Source organism: Undibacterium paludis, assembly GCF_022568815.1.
Lineage (GTDB): Bacteria > Pseudomonadota > Gammaproteobacteria > Burkholderiales > Burkholderiaceae_D > Undibacterium.
In genome coordinates, this window is sequence record NZ_JAKZHX010000011.1 from 208815 (window position 1) to 229061 (window position 20247).

The following is a 20247-nucleotide window of genomic DNA, read 5'->3' on the forward strand; positions in this document are numbered from 1 at the left end:
GTCAGAACTATGAAAAAATTTTTGATCACCGTCATGCTGTCCGGCAGCGTCTGTTCCAGTCAGGCAGCAGATGCCATCAAAGTCGGGCATGAAGTAAAATCTGCCGCTGGCATCGAAAAGATTGTCGCTGTGACGGCTAGCGGTGCGGATAGCTACTGGATTTCCAGCTTTGTACGCGATGGCAATTGTCCTGAAAATTCAGGTAAATGCGGCAACGATGGAATTACCGTGCGCGCACCTGGTGGTGTCGCAAGCATATCAGTTGAAGATGCTAGCAATACAAGCGGGTTCTTCTCACAGAACAAAAACCCTGTTGCCGTGGTCATCGTGCCGTCAAACAAAGCCGGATATGCCTATGCCTCAGCAGAAGTGTTCATCTTCTCTGCAGACAAGAAACCGGTCAATGTACTTAAAACCGCGCCGGTCCTGCTCAATAACCTGGAAGGGGCTGCCTGTGAAGGCAAAAAACTCTGCGCGGACAGCAAGCTGACGGTGGTTTTTCTTGCCAGCGCAGCAAATGAATATCCTGATGTGCAATTGCGACAATCTGGTACTACTGTCAATGCAAGTGCCAATGGTCTGGAAAAACTGGACAGGACTTTTTCTTTTTCATTTGATGCACAAAGCAAACGGTATATAGCAAAAAAATGATGCACATATCTTTACGTCAATTGCTGGTACTGGCATGCGCAGTTTTCCTGATGCAGAATCAGGCTTGCGCGCAATTGGCTATCGGGCAAGAACCGGGTGAAGATAACCCCTGGTTTTCATACTATATTATCGACAAGATTGCCAAAAGCCAGCCGGAAGCTGAAAGAAAATCACAGCTGAAAGAAGCTGAAGCAGTCAAGAAAATAGATACCTCACTGGCTTATGCCTATCCCAAGCTGGCAGGTCTGCGACCACAGGGGGTAATAGCAGGTGAGCGCGACAAGCGTTATGCCATGATCTACAGGAAGATGGCTCTGTTCGCCGCCAATGACCAGGTCGTGTCAGCGCAGATCCTGTTTTACACAGCGGTACGCCTGAAGCAGGCCGATCAGGCAAGGGGTGTTGCGCTTGATCTGCCATACCTGGGATTGCATCACTTTCTCTATAACGCACTTTGTGTTGACAGTATTCATGATGGCGCAGATGATCAGGTCGTGTGCAGGTTGATACATGCTTCTGCGGATCGGGCGCAAAGTGAGTTAAAGAATGACAAATTGAAGCAATACATTAACTGGGCCGCTCTGGGTCTTGGCTTTGACGACAAAGTCGCCTATGAATCAGGAGTGTTCCTGATGGAAAAAGAAAATCCTTCACGGCAGGAAAAAGACATCATCAAATCCATACTCAAACCATTGTTGAAAAAAAATGCGGGCTAAATTTTCTTTGAGATCGTCTACGCTACTGGCTGTTACCTGCGCAACCCTGCTTGCACAGAATCCAGCGATGGCGGCGGCTTGTCTGCAAACAGTCGTCAAGTCAGGTTCGCTGGTTATCAGCAGTCCGTTTGGATGGCGTTTTGGCGCCAACCCCAATGGCAAAGGCAAATGGCAATTCCATTACGGGACAGATTTTTCCAAGAAAGCCCTGCCTGATCCTATGGTTGTTGCACCTATTGAAGGCAAGTATATGGCCTATTCCGGGTTGGGCCAATGCGGAAACATGGTGGTGATCCAGCAGCCAGATGGATTGTCGGCAAAGTTTTGCCATCTGAAAAACTTTGAGCCTGATGCCAGTGGAAAACCAAGAGTCAATGGTTCGACCATCAGTGTTGGTGACAAGATAGGAGTTCCTTCCAATACCGGCATTTTGCCAAATCCCGAGCATATTCACCTTGAGGTCATCACCAAAGGAGACCCTTCGCAGACTTCGGCATTCCGTATCCCGCCACCTTTTTGTGGCGGCGTCTCATTTTCTTATCAAGCGGCGGTTGACACGCCCGACAGAAAACCCCCCTTGAGTCTGATACGGCCCGCCGGGGCAACAAAGGACAATGTCTACGGCGCAGGGGACAAGAATTTCGACAAAGCTTTCTATGATCAGTACATGGTACAGAATGCGACGACTGGCACCATACCAAGCTCCGCCATTGCCAATTCAAATACTACGACCAACGTTGATCTGGCCAAAATGAACCAGTCTGGAGCGAATGCTTCAAAGCAGCCCGTCATACCAGCTCCTGTCCTGGCAGAAGAAATGTCTTTTTCTGAGATGATAGGGAGCGAAGCAAGGAAACGTTTCGGATCTGAGCAATGGTATTCTGAACTGGCGCAGAAAGCAGAGCTGCCTTTGTATTATGACTTGGCGGTAATGACTGCCTACCAGATTTACATGCAATATCAAAAGCAGGAAGTGGCTGAAAATATTGTTCAGTTATCTGCCACCAGAACGGCGTTGCTAAACGAAGTTGCCAGTCAGATCAAGGTGAAGAAATTGCGTGACCCTGCGCTGCTTAGCATTGCACCGAAGTGATACAAGACATGACCATGAGCCTCAATAAGCAATCTGTATTGCAAATGCTGTTGATATCTGGCCTGCTCGGTGGTCTGACCTGGCCTGTTTTTGCATCGGCGCAATTGGCGGACGACCTGACGCAAATGGATGCGCCAGCGGCACGAAAAAAGGCTGTTGACGAACAGTCAAAGTTAATGAACCAGCGCGTCAAAGAAAAACTGAGACCCGACGATGCGAAAAAATATCAGGCTGCGATAGATCAGTTGCAGAAGCAAAATGGTGCAGAGATTGCGCAGTCGATGGAAGACAGTCATGCCAAAAAAATGGCGGCGATGCCGGCAGAACGTCGAAAAATCGTAGAAAATTTCAGGAATTACTACGATACCCAGATGAAAACCATCGATGCCGATCCAGGCTATAACCCTTTGAACGCAGCTCTGGATAAATTGCACGCCCATCTGCTGGGATTGGACCGTGGCGATAACAAGGTAATGAGTCCGCAACAAAAGGCTTACTTTGAACACCGGGAAGCTCAATTGCGGCAAAAGTACACCGATCCGTTGCAACAGGAAAAGAACAGGCGCATGCTAGAAGAGGCGAACGCCTACATGAAAGCCAATCTCGACAGGCAGGCAGAGTATGGGAAAAATTTCAACGAGACGTCAAAAGTAGGCGGTCAGACCATGGCCATTCCTTTGCCACTGTCAGCCCTGCAGTCAAACTGGCTGGTACAGAAGATGGCAAAAGATGAACCTGCTACTTACACACCCAGAGCTTCCGCCCTGCCGCCCGGAACTGCCGAAGCGGTCAAGGCACAGCTTGAGGATTTCTCTCGTCAATTACGCAAGAATAAAAACTATATCCCGAAAGAGCCCTTTGGTCCCGGTGGCCGCTACAGCTCTGTAGCGGTAACCAAGCCCGATGCGGCGGCGTCTGCAGTCAGTCCCACGGTGAATGAGGGTAAGCTGGCACCCGCCAGTGCCGTCAAGGCAGCAGATGCAGAAAAAAACAAGGCGCAAGAAGCGCCTGTGCGCAAGCCTTTGGGAATTCCGGGCTTGTAAGTCTGCTGACACTGAGACCAAAACAGTCGCAAACACAGCCACGCATAGATCTGCTGGTTGATTGAAAGATAAATTGGCCGACAGACCGATCAATCTGTTCTGTTCATTTTAGCCTTGCCGAGATAGTCTGGTCTCTTTTGACTTTCAATTTATGAAGGCATATTATAGCTTTTTAGAAAAAAGGCAGTTTTTGACTGCATGATGAAAGCTATAGCAGAATGACTAAACACGATATCGTTGAGCGAATTTACGGCAAATACCAGGGGACTCTGACCAGAAACCATGTGAAAGATATCGTTTCTTTTGTATTTGACGAAATTGTCCGCGAGATGACCGAGGGCGGCGAGGCAAAGATCAGTCGCTTCGGGACTTTTAAAGTTGCCGAGAGAAATGCAAAAAAAGCCAGAAACCCCAGAACTGGTGAAGAAGTGATGATAGAAGACCGTAAGGTGCCCAAATTCAAGCCCAGTCGTTACCTGCAGAACAAAGTCAACAATTTGCCTACCGATGATGAGAAGGATGAGGACGACTGATATTCTGCTGGCGAGATACAGAATTTTAAAAACGGATGCTGATGCATCCGTTTTTTTTGGGTGGAGACCAGGTAATGCAATCACATCCACATCGTGCTCATATACCCAAGGCTCAAGAGTTTAGCCAGACGGGGACAAAACCGTGGTGCCCAAAAGATTGGCTCTGCATATATCTGGCCGGTTTTACACAACATGCCTGAACATCACTCACATTTATAATTGTTTTTTACTTTTGTTTTTATAAAAATTTGAAAAATAAAAAATGCGCAAGTATAATTCCTTGCATCAGGCCTGTTTTCCCGGGCTGAGTTTTGACCATCAGTAGCATGAGAGTCAAGTTCTGCTCGCTGCAGGCAGGAGCGATTTCCCGATTTCAGGCGCGGTTCCAGGTTTTGTCTTTTTGCTTCTCCTTATGTATGGTAGCTTGGATTATTTTTAAAATTCTGATAATAATTCGTGTGCGGCATAATTAATCAAGGTATTTCCGGGGCATATTTCTTCTGAGTCATGAAATAAGTTCCGTGCAAAAACGGGCAAAAAATGAAACTCTCGAAACGAAATTTTGCAGGATTTTTGATGGCAATCGCCTTACAAACACAACTGGGATCTAGCGCAATGGCAAATGAAGAAGCATTGAAATTCACGACACATGATATTGATATCAAAGTGTTCAGTGCGAGTGATGTTTATATCGTCTATGCAGGGTCTCCGCACAGACTCAGCTTTGGCAAGGTCTTCAGGGCAAAGACACCTGAAGATGTCAGCAAATTCAAATGGGGTACTTCCGGCAGCTACAACGCATTTGCTGGTCCGGTGGAAATGGAATGGCGCTCGCAGGATGGTACACCGTTCAAATATTCACTTAACCTGGATGAGATATTCAAAGACAGAAAAATCCTGCATACGGAAGACGTCTCAAGGTTGTATAAACCAGAGCCGGTGTATGGTGGCCATCCGACCATCATCCTTGAAGTGAATGACCGCACGGTGAATGTCTATATGTTTGTCACGATGCGTTTGGAAAAAGATGAGCAGACACGTGAGCACCGTGATCATCTGACCCTCGCTTTTACAAAGACTTTTTGATCTTAATTTCCTATGACTGTTAAATCTGACGGCGTTGATGTTAAACAGGCCACTCCTGAACAACTGGCAACCTATACCAGGGCAGAAGCTGAGATCAATGCCTTCAAGGTTCCACAGCTCTATGATGCCAAGGACCCCAATGCGCGTGTGTTCGTCGCCTTGTTTGACGGTACGGGAAACGATGCGATCAAGGACCCCAAACACATCACCAATGTGGGGCTGCTCAAAGAGCAGCTGGAGAATGCCAGGCTGGAAAATCCGAATATCGGCTTTTACTATAAAGAAGGTCCAGGCACACAGGGCGGTATCAAGGGTACGATAGATGGCGCGACAGGTGGCACCTACCAGGAACGCCTGGAAGAAATGTATCAACGGTTTGATATCCAGTCTGCTGCCTGGTTGCAGGAAAATCCCAATGCCAAGATCAGTGTCGTGTCTGTTGGCTTTAGCCGTGGCGCTGAACAGGCGGCAGGCTTCACCCGCATGGTCGATGAAAGAGGCATCCAGAACCCTAACGCAAGGCAGGTGGAGACCTATCCGCTGAGCCTGGGTCTGAAAGATGACAAGGTGACTTTCACCGCTCCGCCTCTACAAGAGCCCGGTCATCAGGCACAGGCTCTGGCCCTGTATGATCCTGTTGCGACGGGCGCGCCAGAACGCAAGGACAGGCGACCAGCCGATTCGGTCATCAGCGGCCTGCAAATCAAGGCTGGCGATGAGCACCGTTCTTTGTTCCCGGCAGATAACATTATTCCCCAGGGCTTGTCGGCTGACAAGCGCTTCCTGGGCGTGACGACTGCTGGTTGCCATAGCGATATAGGTGGCGGCTATGAACTCAATGGCCTGTCCACGCGCAACTATAATTTGATGAGCGACTATTTGAACGCCAGCCTGGGTTCAGCGCTGATCATGAAGCGTGAAGTACCTGCCGAGCCAGAGAAGAGTGTGATCCATGATTCTACGCAGCACAAATTCTTTTACCTCAGGGTGGAAGAGCGTGGCATAACGCCCAGACAGGACCCTGACGGCAAACCCGTTGAACCCGTGGACCAGAAGCTGCTCGATCAATTCGGCGGCAGTATCAAGCCAGTTGCTGATATCAGGACAGGTGCCGACATGAATGTGCTGAGCGCCGACGACAGCCCTTCAAGCCGCCTGCTGTCGCGCACACCGGAAGTCGTCAAACCAGCACCGGAACAGCCAAAAATGTAGATTGGGACGGCAGAAAAAAGTACTTGCGTGCAGAATTCTGGTCTAAGATCATTCTTTTCATATCGAGCCTGGCATAGGCCAGATCTCCTTAATAAAGGATGACGATGAATTCGCTTTCTCCAGCCGTTGCAGCATCCCTGAAAACCTGGCATGAGATGGTTGCCAGTGGTGACCTGACTGCTCTGCCTGCCATCGTGCATGCCGATGCCGTGTTCCGTTCACCCATGGCTCATCAGCCTTATGCCAGCGCGCAGGCAGTGATCTTGATCCTGGGTACGGTCATCAAGGTATTTGAGAATTTTACCTACCACCGGCAATTGTCTTCTGATGACGGCCTCAGCGTTGTACTTGAATTCAGTGCCAATGTCGGCGACAAGCAGCTGAAAGGCATAGACATGATACGCTTTGATGGGGACGGGAAAATCGTCGACTTCGAAGTCATGGTCAGGCCCATGAGCGGCTTGCAGGCCTTGGGACAGGAAATGGGGGCCCGCCTTGCACAATATCTGCCTGCCTATAAGTCGGGCAGATAATTGTTTTCATGGTTACTTAAGTCAAGCCTATCTGCGGGCCTGACGTTTGAGGAAGCGCATGAAGCCGCCCAACAGGGGGAGCTTTTCATATAATTCTTCAGCTGCATCCCAATAATCGCGATGAAAATGCACCCGGCCGTCCTGAGCGAAACGTAGGTGCGTAGCACCACGTATACAAAGCTCTGCGGCATTGGCTTTGTTCAGTTTGAACAGGAAATCCCAGACGATGAAGGCAGATTCTCCCTGTAGCACTGACGAACTTACGTGAAAGCGCGGTTCTCTGACTTGCTCAAACATATGTTGAAATACGTGTGTTATTGCTGGCAGATCACGCAATTCATTGAACGGATCCTTGAAATACGCATCTTCTGTATAAATGGTGGACAGGTCCTTGCATTTCTCTGGCGAAATCGTCTCAAAGAATGTAATCAGTTGTTGCAGCCTCAATGTGTGATCCGGGATGGCTGGCAAACCGGTAAGATCTTCGCTCATCAAGTTTTCGTCCGTCATAGACCAGTGACCTTATGTACAAGGTAAAAATATGCAGGGTAGGGCAACAACCGTGCGAATCTTAGCCAGTTGGTGAAACGCCTGGGGAAATGTATGTGGAAATTGCCTCGCTCCAAGCCTTTGACAAGTGCTTGCGCTGCAGCCGGTGCACTCATCAGCGCCGGCATCCGGAAATTATTCTCGTGTGTCATGGGTGTTTCCACAAAACCGGGATTGATCATGTAAACAGCGATATTCTTTGGTCGCAGATCAAGGAACAGTGACTCACACAAATTGATGAGGGCTGCCTTGGTGGGGCCATAGACCAGTGCCTTGGGTAATCCTGACAGCCCGGCAACTGAACTGACGACACCTATCCCACCTGCACCCTGTTTCAGCAAAACGGGTAAAACCACTTCCAGACATTGGTAGACACCGCGCAGATTTACGTCAATCAGCGATATGGCCTTGTCCAGGTCAAAGCTGTCAGCACGCATTTCATTGTAGCTGCCAGCCACGATCAGCACCAGGTCTATCCAGCGCCAGTGTTCCATGATCTCCGCATGACTGGTCGCCAGACTCGCACGGTCCGTTACGTCCAGTGGCAATGCTCTGGCGTGCGGATAGGCTGCAGCGATTTTTTCCAGTCGTTCGCGCTTCCTGGCTGATATGACAACATGAGCGCCACGTTCCAGCAATGCTTTAGCCGTTGCTTCACCGATACCGCTGGACGCACCTATAATCCAGACATGTTTGCCCTGCCAGTCGCGGATGACGGGATTCATGGCTGCCCCTGCTGGGTGGTGTGACGCTTGGTGAAAGACAGGGTGACGCTGCCTAATTCCACACCAAATTTTGTCATGATCGCGCGGTTCAGCATGACATGCTCATCCATCAGTACCATGGTGTCGTCAAAATTCACATGGTAAGTGCTGCCGCTTACCGGCAGGGCTAACACATAATTCCAGTGCAGCACATTGCCAGAGACTATGCCCTCTGCTTCACCGACTACATCCGCTGCCGTACCGATGAAATGATTGTCGGCCACTTTTTTCAAGGTCCAGACACGTTTCTGCCTACTGCCATCTGCATAACTGAAGTCTTCATTGAGGGTGCCGGTGTCACCATCCCACTGACAATCCATAGTGACGGTAAACCGTTTGACGATGGCGCCCGATCTGTCCTGAAACATGCCCCACGCATCAAGCTTGCCATTGAAATAGCTGCGCAGATCCAGTCGCGGCTGTTCATTAACATACCGATTCGGCGCAAAGCCCGATGTGCATGACGCCAGTAGCAAGACCATGCACAGGATGATCAGGCGTTGGCAGTGTTCGATGATGTTCATATTGATTCTCAGTTCCCAGTTGAACCTAGCAGTTTGTTTCTCAGATTCTGCGCAGAAGTTTTTTTGTCCAGCCAGATTGCGAAGAAGGCGTTTGCAAATTCTGCATCCCTGATTTCCCCAAGCAATTTCCCGTTCAGGTAGAAACGTGCCGCCTCATTCGGTACATAGATGCCGGTAATATGTGTTCCCTGTCTGACGTCAGGGAACAATGTTTTCATTTGTGCCAGCCAACGTTCGCGTTTCTCAGCCGTGCCTAACTGAAGTTTTTCTATCTCTTCTATGCTGGCACTGGCAATCTTGTTGCCATACAGGGTGCGGGCATAGGTCAGGTCCAGGGCAATACGGGTGGTTTTGTCTCGGTCAGGCTGGTACGCGCCTGAGGTACTCCACAGTGCCGCATCGTAAATATGGAGACCAAACCAGCGGTAACTGCCGCTGCCTTGCAGTTGTGCCTGTGGTATTTCTTCACTGATATGCGCTGGCGCCATCGTAGATGCCTGAGCCAGGCAAGTAACCATACTGCTTTGCAAAAGCAAAAGCGGTATCGTTACTTGCAGGTGTTTTATGCTCAGAAAAGTTTTCATTTCTTTACCAGTGTGAACTGCGCGACATTAATGCTGCCAGCGCGAAAGCCAGCTTCACAATAGGCCAGGTAAAATTCCCATGTGCGCAAGAAATTGTCATCAAATCCCAGTGCTTTTACCTGCGCTGATTTTTCCATGAACGAACGACGCCACATCAGCAGGGTACGGGCATAATCGATGCCGAAGTGAAAGGTGTCGCGTACTTCCAATCCATATTTCTTAGCCATGGCATGGAATATTTTTACCGAAGGCAGCATGCCGCCTGGGAAGATGTATTGCTGAATGAAATCTGTCCCTTTGCGATAGCGTTCAAACAAGTTATCAGCAATGACAATGCTTTGTACGCAAGCGCGCCCGCCAGGTTTCAGGTTGCGCTGTATGCACGAAAAATACGCAGGCCAGTACTCCTCACCAACGGCTTCGAACATTTCTATGGAAGCGATGGCATCGTATTCGCCTTGAGTGTCCCTGTAATCCTGGATTTTTAAATCACTTCGTTCAGATAAGCCGGCCTGCTGCAGACGGTGCTGTGCATATTGCAATTGTTCTGTGGACAGGGTCAGTCCAGTCACATGTGCGCCCGCATCGCGTATCACCATTTCAGCAAAACCACCCCAGCCGCAACCTATTTCCAGGACCCTGGCTTGTTGGGGTAACTCCAGTTGCTGCAAGATACGTCTGTATTTGCTTTCTTGCGCTGCTTCCAGTTGTTCAGGCTGATCATCGGTAAAAATTCCACTCGAATACGTCATTGATGGGTCTAGCCACAGTTTGTAGAATTCATTGCCTATGTCGTAATGCGCGTGGATATTTTTTTTGCTGCCCGTGCGTGAATTACGATTCAACAGGTGCTTGAGCCGATACAGGAGGTTACCCCACCAGCTACCATAAATCACGGTTTCGAGTTGCTGGCGATTATGCGAGATCAGTTCAATCAATCCGGTCAGGCTGCTGCTGGACCAATGACCGGCGATATAGCTTTCGGCAAAACCGATGTCACCGGATTTGATAACCGCACGTAGCAAGTGCCAGTTGGCCAGATGCAGGCTGACATGCTGAGTGCCAGCATAGGCACAGCCATAACTTGCAGTTTGTCCATCCGGGAATTGTATCGTCAGGCAACCATGCTCAAGCTTATTCAGCAAGCCGAGTATGAACCTGGCTTCCGCAGGAAAATTTTTGCTATCCAGTGTCGATGCTGACAAGCTGGATGCGCCGTTGCTGGATGTATTGGCGGAGCTGAGGGTGGGGTGCAGGCTGCTCATCGACTTATCTCTTCTGTAGGAGGGTGGGGTTTGGAAAAAAATGGAACACGCTTGATCCACAGGCGCGCAGCCTGCACGTGTATGCGCAGAACCACGCCTAGCGTCATGAATGGGTAACGCAGTAAGACTCTGACGATGGTTCTTGAGGTAAAGCCCAGTTCGGTGCCCGATATGCTGGTCAGCAATAGTGGGCCGGATATGTCGTCATAGTCTATTTTCGCAAGATGCCTTACACGCCCTTCTTGCGGAGTCTTGTATGAACCAGCATCTCCCGCGCTAGCACCGGCTTGCATGAAATAAAACCGATAACCGCCCTCAACAGCACAAAAAGGCGAGACGTGGAAAATTTTCCGAGCATGCAGTTCTTCCCCATTCGCGAGTGTCTGTCCGTTTTCCAGCAGGTACAGATGTTTCTCGCCAAAGGTATTGCGTACCTCACATACGATGGCGCGCAGGCTGCCGTCCTGCCTGTGACAAAACCAGAAAGACACCGGATTGAACACAAAACCGAAGACTCGCGGGAAGCATTGCAGGAAGATGTCTCCATCCGCGTCATTGATCCCTTCGTTCTTTAGTGTGTGGTCCAGCCATTGCGCCAGCGGTCGTATGCCATCGCCGTGATCACTTTCGTGAAAAGATAAAAAATTGCTGCGATTTAATGAAAATAGCCGGGGCAACAAAGGCATTTCGTGCAATTGCCTGACCGGTATGCGTATGAAGAAGACGCCATAGCGAAATGCATTCTTTACCGGGCGCAGACGTTTGTGCATCACCTCGCCAGTACACAAAACTGGCATATTGCCGCATTTGACGTTGACATCGGTGTGGACTGATGCAGGCATGATCTCAGGCAGCACGCGCGGAGGATTCATAGTCAGTTTCCGTCCTGGCTAGTATGCTTTCGGCCACACGCAAGCCTGATTTCAACCCGTCTTCATGAAAACCATAGCCCGTCCATGCACCGGCAAACCAGATATGACGACGTCCCTGAATATTAGCTAGCTGGGTTTGCGCCCTGATTGCATCACTATCAAACACAGGATGGGAGTAATCAAAACTGTTGATGATGGTTTCTGGTGCCGGTTCCTCGATGGGGTTGAGCGTAACGATCACTGGTGCACTGAACGGCAGGGGTTGCAACTGGTTGATCAGGTAATGGACGCACACGCGTGCTTCATTTCCATTTTTGCTTTGATAATTCCAGGCTGACCAGGCTTTTTTATTCTCCGGCAGGAATCGTGTATCGGTATGCAGTACGGCGCGATTGGGTTGGTACTTGACGGAAGACAAGACATGTCTTTCTGTTGTCGTCGCATCGACCAGCATTTTCAGACTTTGGTCACTATGAGTTGCCAGCACGACTTGTTCAAAAAGCTGTGCACCTTTGCTGGTGTGTACCTCGATAGTACCGGGCGATTTTTCGCGCACTGTCAGTACCGGTGTTTTCAAATAGCGATGGGCGATATGAGGTAACATCTTTTCCACATACTGCCTGGCGCCTCCTTGTACAGTTTGCCATTGTGGTCTGTCATTGACTTGCAGCAGGCCGTGGTTGTGGCAGAAATTGACGAAGGAGGAAAGCGGGAAGTCCATCATGGTCTCGACGGGGCAAGACCAGATGCAGGCAGCCATAGGGAGCAGGTACCACTGCCGGAATTCTTTGCTGTAGCCATGTTGATCCAGGAAACGACCGAGCGGCTGCTGGACGTCTTTTGGGAATGTTGCTGTGGCCAGGGCAGTTGCTTGCCTGTTAAACCGCAAGATGTCGCGGAGCATGCGCAGGAAAGCCGGGTTGAACAGATTGCGCCGCTGAACAAATACCGTATCAAGGTTTGCCCCCGCCCATTCGAGATGACGACCGGCTGTAGCGCGTGGGATCTTGACAGAAAAAGACATATCGGTAGCCACAGTCTTGACATCAAGCTCTTTAAACAGCCTGATCAGATGAGGGTAAGTTTTGTGGTTAAACACGAGGAAGCCAGTATCGACACCATAAGTCTTGCCTTCCAGGCTGACATCAACGGTGTGAGTATGTCCCCCAAAATAGTCATTGGCTTCAAAGAGGCTGACCTCATGTCCGGCGCGGGACAGATGGTAGGCACAGGACAGACCAGAAATGCCAGAACCGATGATTGCTATTTTTGTCATTTTAAAAGATGCCGATTAGAAAGCTTGATCAAAATTTACCCTGGATATAACACCAGCACAGTCTATGAAGGTCCCTGTTGAGGCCCAATACTATTTACGTTGCCGACTTATCTCTGGATTCAGGAATTGCAAAAAAATATCTAATTATTTCTGGTTCATTCATCAAATCGCATCGCAAAAGAACTTGTGTCAGTTAAAATATGACTCTATATTTATTTTGTGACTCATCAGTCATAAAATATACTACAAAGTCTTTGTTTGTGCAGAAAAATAATGCAAATCAAAATTCCTTTTAAAAAACAGCAATTTGACGCGCGTGAAGAAGCGATCATTGATGCCGTTAACCGCCTTTTATCAGAAAAAGGTTATGACTTAATGACAATGGATGATGTCGCCGATGCGGTGGGTATTGCCAAAGGCAGCCTGTACAAGCATTTTTCGTCCAAGGAAAAACTGGCTGCTGCTGCAATGACGCGGCTTTTGAAGGCAACTCAGGCAGAACTCGATACTCTGCCGGATGAGATGTTGGCGATTAACAAGATCAGGCATATTCTGGCCTGGTCCTTGCGACTCAGATTGCAAGGGGGGGTTCCACACCTGCCATCGACCAGCCTGGCTTTGCAGCGCAGTTTGATGCTTAATCTTGACTACGTCATGGTGGCACTGCGCGTCAATAAACGCTTCTATGCGCTGGTAGGCAAGGCGCGCGAACAAGGTTCGCTGACACCGCTGGTGCCCGATGATGTACTGGTGTACACCCTGTATTCACGTGCTTGTGACCCGACAATGGAATTTTTGTTGCGCGATCAGCGCTTGACGCATGAGCAGATTGTCGACGCCATGGTACACGCAACCATTGGTGGTTTTTTATCCGAAGCCGGCCGTCAATTCTGAGTACGGGCTTGCTTTTCTGTCGCCAGATGCAAGGCCTCTTTCAGAATGCTGATGTCACCAATATGGTTGGCCAGCAGCAAGATCAGCCTGGCGTTAAAGCTGCTGCTGGCTCCATCGCTTAAATCGCGATGAGCGTCAATCAGTAACTGGTAAAAGTCATCGCCGGGACTGTAATCACGCTGCGCGATCTTGTCGGGGTAATGGAAATTCGCTTGCAGGTTCAAAGGCATGATGTCGTTTCCTGTAAATTATCAGTAGCATTGCTGATGGCCTGCTGTATCAGCTCCGGCTGGAATTGCCGCCAGCGCGCTGCCAGATGCTGGTCGGGCCGCAACAAATGAAAGCTGTCATTGGGTGCGCCATAGCGCTGGCGCAATAGGCCTTTGACATCGTGCAGGACAGGCAGACCCTCAAGATGACTGGCCTCTGCCCGTTCGCTGATGATGATGGTATGTATAGGGATGGCCGCACTTGCCAGGCCGGAAAATGCAGCCAGCTTTTCTGCACTCAGGTCGAGGACTGATTCGCAAAAATACAGGCCGCAAAAAGCCGATTGCAAATGATCGAGTAAAAAGCCTGCTTCGCCGGCGCAAGTCACCGGTCCGTCTTCGAATGGTGCACCAGGCTGCATTGTCGTATCAAAGCAGTCGATGTCAGCTGTGTTCAAGCTGGATTCAGACAATATGGATGGTACCGACAGACGCCCGGAATTGACAAGTTTGCGCGCAAACGCATGCTCTTGCGCCAGTTCCAGTACGGCATTGCGAAAACATGTGCTGATGGTACTTTTGGGTGTGATGAAATCAGTGGAGCGTGTCGAGTTGAGCAGGTTTTCATCGGCGGCAAACACACGCTCGTCGGAATAGCTGTCCAGTAAGCTTGTATCCGCCTTGCCATCCACGACCAGCTTCAACTTCCAGACCAGGTTGTCTGCATCCTGTATGCCAGAATTGGCGCCGCGCGCACCAAAGGGTGATACCTGGTGTGCGGCATCACCGGCAAACAGGACACGACCAGAACGGAATTTTTCCATACGCCTGCACTGGAAGGTATACACGCTGACCCATTCGAGTTCAAATTCCCTGTCGTCACCGAGCATGGACTTGATGCGCGGAATGACATTTTCAGGCTTGCGCTCTTCCACCGGGTCGGCATCCCATCCCAGCTGGAAATCAATGCGCCAGACATTGTCCGCTTCACGATGCAGCAGCACAGACTGGTTGGGATGGAAGGGAGGATCAAACCAGAACCAGCGTTCTGCAGGAAAGTCGGCCTTCATCACTACGTCGGCGATCAGAAAACGGTCCATGAAGACCTTACCCTCGACTTCCAGACCCAGCATCTGGCGTATGAGGCTGCGTGCACCGTCACAGGCAATCAGCCAGTCGGCTTGCAAACTGTAGTCACCTTCCGGTGTTGTTATCTGCAAAGTGGAAAATTCTTCATTCTGCTTAATTGCTGTGACACGGCTTTTCCAGCGCAACTCAATGCCTAATTCCACTGCACGTTGTACCAGGAATTCTTCGAGATAATATTGCTGCAGATTCACCATGCCAGGGTGCTTGTGATCGGGCGCTGGCAAGAGGTTGAAATTGAAAACTTCATCCTTGCGAAAGAAAGTGCGCCCCACATTCCATTCCACACCCTTGTCACGCACCGCCGATGCCACACCCAGCCTGTCGAGTATCTCCAGCGTGCGCTTGGCGTAGCATAAACCGCGCGAACCTACCGATACCGTATCATCATCATCAAGCACCAGTACATCAAGCCCTTGCAACTTGCAATCTATTGCCGCCGTCAGGCCAACAGGGCCGGCACCGACAATAACAACTGTGCGGCGCGTGGCTTCCTCGGCTTGCAACTCCGGCGGAGTCACAAAAGGGAATTGCTGATATTGATAAGTGCTAAGCAAGACATAACTCCAGCTAGAACATTAAGCCTGAGGCAAAGTGAGATGCAGATATTGACATCAAGACTGCAAACAAAACTGGCACTTCTCTTGTTTTTCTCTGTGGTGTAGCAGGGAATTCGAGCGGCATGCCGCTCGCCTGCGTAACGAAGACTGCCTGCAAGCAGTCTTTCCACCCTCGGTGTCTTTGTGTTGAGAGGTCTTGACCTTACCCCTCCAAGCTCTTCCACATCTCCACATCCCGCTCAGCTGTCCACACGCGCGGGTCAGCATAACCGGATGCTTCATCAAAAGCCCGTGTCACGTCAAACGGCAGGCAATGATCAAAAATCACCCAGTGCCCGTACTTGGGTTTCAAGACGTTGTAAGTATTCTTGTAAATGGTATTGAGATCATGTTGCTGCTGCTGGCCTGCCTTGACACTGGCATACAGGTCGCTGATGAAGGCACGGGTTTCGCTCAGCCCGGCAGCTACCAGTTCTGGTGTGGTCAGTGCTGCTCCACGGCCAGGCACCAGTTTTTCTGCCTGCATTGCTTCCAGATTGCTCAGGGTTTGCGGCCAGTCTGAATAATAGGCGTCACCGGCATAAGGTGTTGCGCCGAATTCAACCAGGTCGCCAGAGAACAGGACTTTCTCTTGCGGCAGCCAGACGATGGTGTCGCCCTTGGTATGGCCACGCCCCACCTGCATGATTTTCACTTCGAGCTTGCCCAGCCAGAGCGACATCTCACCCTTGAAGGTGATCGTCGGCCAGGTCAGGCCGGGAACGCTTTCCACGGCGCGGAACAGGCGCGGGAAACGGCCTATTTCACTCTTCATATCAGCTTCACCGCGTTCCACGATCAGGTCATAGGTGTCGCGGCTGGCTATGATGTGTTCCAGGCCCTCGGCCACATAGCCGCTGGCCCCGAGTACGCGTACTGCATGGTAGTGCGACATCACTACGTACTTGATCGGTTTATCCGTCACTTCGCGGATGCGGCGGACCACATCCTGTGCCATGATGGGTGTAGCCTGGGTATCAATGACCATGACCGCATCGTCGCCGATGATGATGCCGGTATTGGGGTCGCCCTCTGCTGTATAAGCATAGGCATGTTCGGATAACTGCTGGAAGCTGACCTTCTTTTCTTCCAAGTCCGCGTGGGAGGCAAATTGCTTGGTGCTCATGTGGATGACCTTAACGATGTTTGATGTGCTCAATGATTGAGCAGATGATATGGAACAAGAATAAGCATTAATTCGTTATTTGTAAATGCATTTGTTAATAGTAAAATATATTCGTATCTAGACTGAGGGGCCGGTATGACAGAAAAAATCAAGGAAAGACGTGGCATCGGTGCAATAGAAGTCGGTGGCCTGCTCCTGAATGCGTTGGTCAATTCTGGTCGCGCCCTGTCACTGGGCGACCTGGCGCGCGAAAGCGGCATGCCGGCATCCAAGGCACATGCCTACCTGGTTAGTTTTGGCAAACTCGGTCTGATAGAACAGGATGCCGCGACGGGAGCTTATCAACTGGGCCCCTTCGCCCTGCAAATGGGCCTGGTCAGCCTGCAGCAGATCACCCCGGTCAAGCTGGCCATTCCCGAAGTCAATCGTCTGGCAGCCAGCATGGACCAGACTGTGGCACTGGCAGTGTGGGGCAGTCATGGCCCCACGGTAATCTATATTGCAGAATCAAGCAGGCCCATACATGTCAATATGCACGCCGGTTCTGTGATGTCCATGCTGGGGACCGCGACCGGCCTGGTGTTTTCCGCTTTTTTGCCGAGCAATCTGGTGGACAAGGTCATCGTCCGTGAAATGCAGGACGAACAGGTGATAGGCCAGGCTGGTGTGCAAATGAGCAAACAGGATATTGCCGGTGTGCTCTCTGAAGTCAGGCAGCAGGGTTTGGCCAGGGCGCAGGGATTGCCCATCCCTGGCATCAATGCCTTGAGCGCTCCGGTATTCAACCATGCCCGGGCATTGAGCCTGGTGATGACAGCTACCGGGCCAAAAGGGTGTTTCGACACCAGCTGGGATGGCAAACTGGCAACTGCCCTGCGGGCCAGCGCTAGTCGTTTATCGCGTCAACTGGGTTATACATGACGGGAACATGCTTGCCCCGGTCATGGTTTATTGAACGGCCAGGGCTTTCTCGACGTCAGCTACCAGCTTCTTATCGTCAGGTGCAGTGACGCTGGAATACGCAGCGACGACATGACCTTTGCGGTCTATCAGGTATTTGTAAAAATTCCACTTCGGTGTTGTACCGGTCGCTTTGATCAACTGCGCATGCAGGGGATTGACGTCCTTGCCCATGACAGAAGATTTGCTGAACATGGGGAATTTCACACCATAGGTATTGAAGCAAAAATCGGCAATCTGTTTGTCATTGCCTGGCTCCTGCTTGCCAAAATCATTGGATGGAAAGCCCAGCACTACCAGGCCCTGTTCAGCATACTTGGCGTACATTGCTTCCAGGCCTTCATATTGTTTGGTGAAGCCACAATAGCTTGCCGTATTGACGACCAGGGCGACCTTGCCCTTGTACTGACAAAGGTCTTGCGGCGCTTCATCTTGCAGGCGCTTGAATTTATGGTTCAGCACAGCAGGGCAGGAATCACCACTATCAGCCCAGGCGCCCATGGAACAACTGATCATACCCAGAAAAACAGCAACTTGAATTGGTGTGCGTCGCAACATGGTGAACTCCTGAAGAAGAGGATGTCATCTTAGCGCAGACTGCGGAAAATATATAGATTATGGATCAGCTTATTGCAGTTTAAAAAAATCCCCAGTACAGAGGCAAGGTAAAACGAAGACGCGCAATCCTTGTCAAGATTTGCAAGCCTGCGGTCTTTCACCTGCCTTTCTCCGGACTTCCGTAGCCCTGTAGTGAATCTTCAAGTCCTGTTTTGCTCCAAAAACGTTTATGCAAAAAACATATATAAAACGGTGAAAGACTTCGTTTTAATTTATAAGACCCCGATTTATTCTGTATTCCTCAGAAAAAATATGACTTTCAGGACCTACAGATGACGATCAAAAAATTCTTACTTGGCACTATCCTTGCTGCGACAGGCAGTATTGGCAGCGTTGCACTGGCAGCTGATGTCAGCTTGCTTAATGTATCTTACGACCCGACCCGCGAGCTGTATCAGGAGGTCAACCAGGCTTTCGCCAAGCAATGGAAGACCAAGACAGGTGACAATGTCACTATCAAGCAGTCACATGGTGGTTCTGGCAAGCAGGCGCGCGCCGTGATTGATGGACTTGATGCTGATGTGGTCACTCTGGCCCTGGCTTATGATACCGATGCCCTGGCAGAAAAAGGCCTCCTGGAGAAAGCCTGGCAAAAACGTTTGCCGCACAATGCGTCGCCTTATTCTTCGACCATCGTCTTCTTGGTGCGCAAGGGTAATCCCAAAGGTATCAAGGATTGGGGTGACATCATCAAACCCGGCGTGTCCGTGATAACACCTAATCCAAAAACTTCAGGCGGTGCACGCTGGAATCACCTGGCAGCCTGGGGTTATGCCCTGAAATTGCCCGGCGGCAGCGAAGCAACAGCCAAGGACTTTTTGGCCAAACTGTACAAGAACGTACCTGTGCTGGATTCTGGCGCGCGAGGCGCCACCACGACTTTTGTCGAACGTGGCATAGGGGATGTCTTGCTGGCCTGGGAAAACGAAGCCTTGCTGGCGATCAAGGAACTCGGTCCGGACAAGGTAGAAATTGTTGCGCCGTCCACCAGCATACTGGCCGAACCTTCCATCGCTGTGGTCGATAAGGTCGTGGACCGTCGCGGCACGCGCAAAGTGGCTGAGGCTTATCTCAACTACCTGTACACCGATGAAGGACAGGATACGATAGCCAAGCATTACTATCGCCCGACCACGGAAAAAGCGTCGAAAAAATATGCGGCGCAATTCCCCAAAGTGAAGCTGTTCACCATCGACGACACTTTTGGCGGCTGGACCAAGGCGCAAAAAGATCACTTTGCCGACGGCGGGATTTTTGACCAGATTTACCAGCCAGGTAAAAAATAGTTTTGCACTGACAACAGGATCGAAGACCGCACATCAGTCAAGGAGGATAATTCATGAGTATCTTGCTGCTATCGGGAAGTCCGTCTTTCCCTTCGCGCTCGGCTCGTCTGCTGCAATTCGTTGGTGAAAAACTCAACGAACTGGGGCAACGCACCAGCAGTCTGCATGTCAGGGATCTGCCGGCACAAGCTCTGCTCCACGCTGATTTCAGCTGTCCTGAACTGGCAACGGCCAAAGCTTCGCTGGCCAAGGCAGATGCGATCGTTATCGCAACCCCTATCTACAAGGCTGCGTATAGTGGTTTGCTGAAAAGTTTTCTCGATATCCTGCCGCAAGAGGGATTGGAGGGCAAGCTGGTCTTGCCCCTGGCAACCGGTGGCAGCCAGTCCCATATGCTGGCCCTTGATTATGGTTTGCGGCCGGTGCTGGCTGCTCTGGCAGCCCGTCATATCCTGCCCAGCATTTATGCCACCGATGCACAGGTGAGCTGGTCAGAACTGCACGGGCTGGAGCTTGACGCTGCAATCCAGAAGCGGGTACAGGACGGTGTGCGCATGCTGCTGGAAAGTCTGTTGATTTCGCATCGCTATGCGCCAGCTTCACAGGTAGTCAGTCTGCCTTGCTGACGCTGCCTGCCAGGTAAGCCAAATATTTACGTCATCTCTGACATGCCGGCACGCCTGGCAGGGGGAAGTCTTGTCCTAAATT

The 20247-nt window shown here is 50.5% G+C and carries 23 protein-coding genes; 12 read left to right on the forward strand and 11 right to left on the reverse strand.

All coding sequences use genetic code 11. From position 1 onward, the window contains the following. Positions 1 to 9: 9 nt before the first annotated feature. From LZ463_RS19685 to LZ463_RS19720, 8 genes are all read left to right on the forward strand, one after another. The gene (locus tag LZ463_RS19685) at positions 10 to 651 is read left to right on the forward strand and encodes a hypothetical protein (protein ID WP_241457573.1); all 642 of its coding nucleotides are present in this window, start codon (positions 10 to 12) and stop codon (positions 649 to 651) included. Continuing rightward, positions 648 to 1367 (forward strand): hypothetical protein, encoded by a 720-nt coding sequence (locus tag LZ463_RS19690; RefSeq protein WP_241457575.1) that lies wholly within the window; start codon positions 648 to 650, stop codon positions 1365 to 1367. The genes LZ463_RS19685 and LZ463_RS19690 overlap by 4 nt, the downstream gene beginning before the upstream one ends. Beyond that, positions 1357 to 2460 carry a M23 family metallopeptidase gene (locus LZ463_RS19695; RefSeq protein ID WP_241457577.1) on the forward strand — a complete coding sequence of 368 codons (1104 nt, stop codon included), beginning with the start codon at positions 1357 to 1359 and terminating at the stop codon, positions 2458 to 2460. Before LZ463_RS19690 ends, LZ463_RS19695 begins: the two co-directional genes overlap by 11 nt. Positions 2461 to 2474: 14 nt before the next feature. Continuing rightward, positions 2475 to 3503 carry a hypothetical protein gene (locus LZ463_RS19700; RefSeq protein ID WP_241457579.1) on the forward strand — a complete coding sequence of 343 codons (1029 nt, stop codon included), beginning with the start codon at positions 2475 to 2477 and terminating at the stop codon, positions 3501 to 3503. 218 nt (positions 3504 to 3721) lie between these two features. Then, positions 3722 to 4036 carry an HU family DNA-binding protein gene (locus LZ463_RS19705; protein WP_241457581.1) on the forward strand — a complete coding sequence of 105 codons (315 nt, stop codon included), beginning with the start codon at positions 3722 to 3724 and terminating at the stop codon, positions 4034 to 4036. Positions 4037 to 4612: 576 nt separating this feature from the next. After that, positions 4613 to 5122 (forward strand): hypothetical protein, encoded by a 510-nt coding sequence (locus LZ463_RS19710; RefSeq protein ID WP_241457583.1) that lies wholly within the window; start codon positions 4613 to 4615, stop codon positions 5120 to 5122. Between the two features lie 12 nt (positions 5123 to 5134). Then, entirely contained in the window at positions 5135 to 6334 is a 1200-nt protein-coding gene (locus LZ463_RS19715; protein WP_241457586.1) for a phospholipase effector Tle1 domain-containing protein, read from the forward strand. A gap of 98 nt (positions 6335 to 6432) precedes the next feature. Further along, a complete protein-coding gene (locus LZ463_RS19720) occupies positions 6433 to 6867 on the forward strand; it encodes a nuclear transport factor 2 family protein (protein WP_241457588.1) in 435 nt (144 codons plus the stop codon). Between the two features lie 27 nt (positions 6868 to 6894). On the opposite strand, the gene LZ463_RS19725 is transcribed toward LZ463_RS19720, so the two are convergent. The 7 genes from LZ463_RS19725 to LZ463_RS19755 are packed head-to-tail and all read right to left on the reverse strand — an operon-like array spanning position 6895 to position 12701. Continuing rightward, on the reverse strand, positions 6895 to 7359 hold the full coding sequence (locus LZ463_RS19725) for a nuclear transport factor 2 family protein (protein WP_241457590.1): 465 nt from the start codon (positions 7357 to 7359) through the stop codon (positions 6895 to 6897). A gap of 14 nt (positions 7360 to 7373) precedes the next feature. Beyond that, positions 7374 to 8141: an SDR family NAD(P)-dependent oxidoreductase gene (locus LZ463_RS19730; protein ID WP_241457592.1), complete on the reverse strand. Its 768-nt coding sequence runs from the start codon at positions 8139 to 8141 to the stop codon at positions 7374 to 7376. Next, positions 8138 to 8704, reverse strand: a complete 567-nt coding sequence (locus LZ463_RS19735; protein WP_241457594.1) for a DUF3833 domain-containing protein — start codon at positions 8702 to 8704, stop codon at positions 8138 to 8140. The genes LZ463_RS19730 and LZ463_RS19735 overlap by 4 nt, the downstream gene beginning before the upstream one ends. A gap of 8 nt (positions 8705 to 8712) precedes the next feature. After that, a complete protein-coding gene (locus LZ463_RS19740) occupies positions 8713 to 9288 on the reverse strand; it encodes a chalcone isomerase family protein (protein WP_241457597.1) in 576 nt (191 codons plus the stop codon). Next, the gene (locus LZ463_RS19745) at positions 9285 to 10553 is read right to left on the reverse strand and encodes an SAM-dependent methyltransferase (protein WP_241457599.1); all 1269 of its coding nucleotides are present in this window, start codon (positions 10551 to 10553) and stop codon (positions 9285 to 9287) included. Before LZ463_RS19745 ends, LZ463_RS19740 begins: the two co-directional genes overlap by 4 nt. Next, positions 10550 to 11425 carry a DUF1365 domain-containing protein gene (locus LZ463_RS19750; protein WP_347176284.1) on the reverse strand — a complete coding sequence of 292 codons (876 nt, stop codon included), beginning with the start codon at positions 11423 to 11425 and terminating at the stop codon, positions 10550 to 10552. The genes LZ463_RS19745 and LZ463_RS19750 overlap by 4 nt, the downstream gene beginning before the upstream one ends. Next, complete coding sequence (locus tag LZ463_RS19755; RefSeq protein WP_241457601.1) at positions 11400 to 12701, reverse strand: NAD(P)/FAD-dependent oxidoreductase; 1302 nt, start codon at positions 12699 to 12701, stop codon at positions 11400 to 11402. The genes LZ463_RS19750 and LZ463_RS19755 overlap by 26 nt, the downstream gene beginning before the upstream one ends. Before the next feature lie 273 nt (positions 12702 to 12974). On the opposite strand from LZ463_RS19755, the gene LZ463_RS19760 reads away from it, so the two are divergent. Further along, positions 12975 to 13595, forward strand: a complete 621-nt coding sequence (locus LZ463_RS19760) for a TetR/AcrR family transcriptional regulator (RefSeq protein ID WP_241457603.1) — start codon at positions 12975 to 12977, stop codon at positions 13593 to 13595. Here LZ463_RS19760 and LZ463_RS19765 read toward each other — a convergent pair. From LZ463_RS19765 to LZ463_RS19775, 3 genes are all read right to left on the reverse strand, one after another. Further along, positions 13586 to 13825 carry a DUF2783 domain-containing protein gene (locus tag LZ463_RS19765; protein WP_241457605.1) on the reverse strand — a complete coding sequence of 80 codons (240 nt, stop codon included), beginning with the start codon at positions 13823 to 13825 and terminating at the stop codon, positions 13586 to 13588. The two genes, LZ463_RS19760 and LZ463_RS19765, sit on opposite strands and share 10 nt — an antisense overlap. Then, positions 13816 to 15507: an FAD-dependent oxidoreductase gene (locus tag LZ463_RS19770; protein WP_241457607.1), complete on the reverse strand. Its 1692-nt coding sequence runs from the start codon at positions 15505 to 15507 to the stop codon at positions 13816 to 13818. The genes LZ463_RS19765 and LZ463_RS19770 overlap by 10 nt, the downstream gene beginning before the upstream one ends. Before the next feature lie 205 nt (positions 15508 to 15712). Continuing rightward, positions 15713 to 16675 carry an MBL fold metallo-hydrolase gene (locus LZ463_RS19775; protein WP_241457609.1) on the reverse strand — a complete coding sequence of 321 codons (963 nt, stop codon included), beginning with the start codon at positions 16673 to 16675 and terminating at the stop codon, positions 15713 to 15715. Between the two features lie 135 nt (positions 16676 to 16810). Between LZ463_RS19775 and LZ463_RS19780 the strand changes: the two genes are divergently transcribed. Next, positions 16811 to 17596 (forward strand): IclR family transcriptional regulator, encoded by a 786-nt coding sequence (locus LZ463_RS19780; protein WP_241457611.1) that lies wholly within the window; start codon positions 16811 to 16813, stop codon positions 17594 to 17596. A gap of 27 nt (positions 17597 to 17623) precedes the next feature. Here the strand turns inward: LZ463_RS19780 and LZ463_RS19785 are convergent, their stop codons facing one another. Then, a complete protein-coding gene (locus LZ463_RS19785; protein WP_241457719.1) occupies positions 17624 to 18151 on the reverse strand; it encodes a glutathione peroxidase in 528 nt (175 codons plus the stop codon). Between the two features lie 374 nt (positions 18152 to 18525). Here LZ463_RS19785 and LZ463_RS19790 point away from each other — a divergent pair, with 374 nt between their 5' ends. After that, entirely contained in the window at positions 18526 to 19539 is a 1014-nt protein-coding gene (locus tag LZ463_RS19790; protein WP_277624110.1) for a sulfate ABC transporter substrate-binding protein, read from the forward strand. A gap of 53 nt (positions 19540 to 19592) precedes the next feature. Next, the gene (ssuE, locus tag LZ463_RS19795; protein WP_241457613.1) at positions 19593 to 20165 is read left to right on the forward strand and encodes an NADPH-dependent FMN reductase; all 573 of its coding nucleotides are present in this window, start codon (positions 19593 to 19595) and stop codon (positions 20163 to 20165) included. The last annotated feature ends 82 nt before the right edge of the window (positions 20166 to 20247 follow it).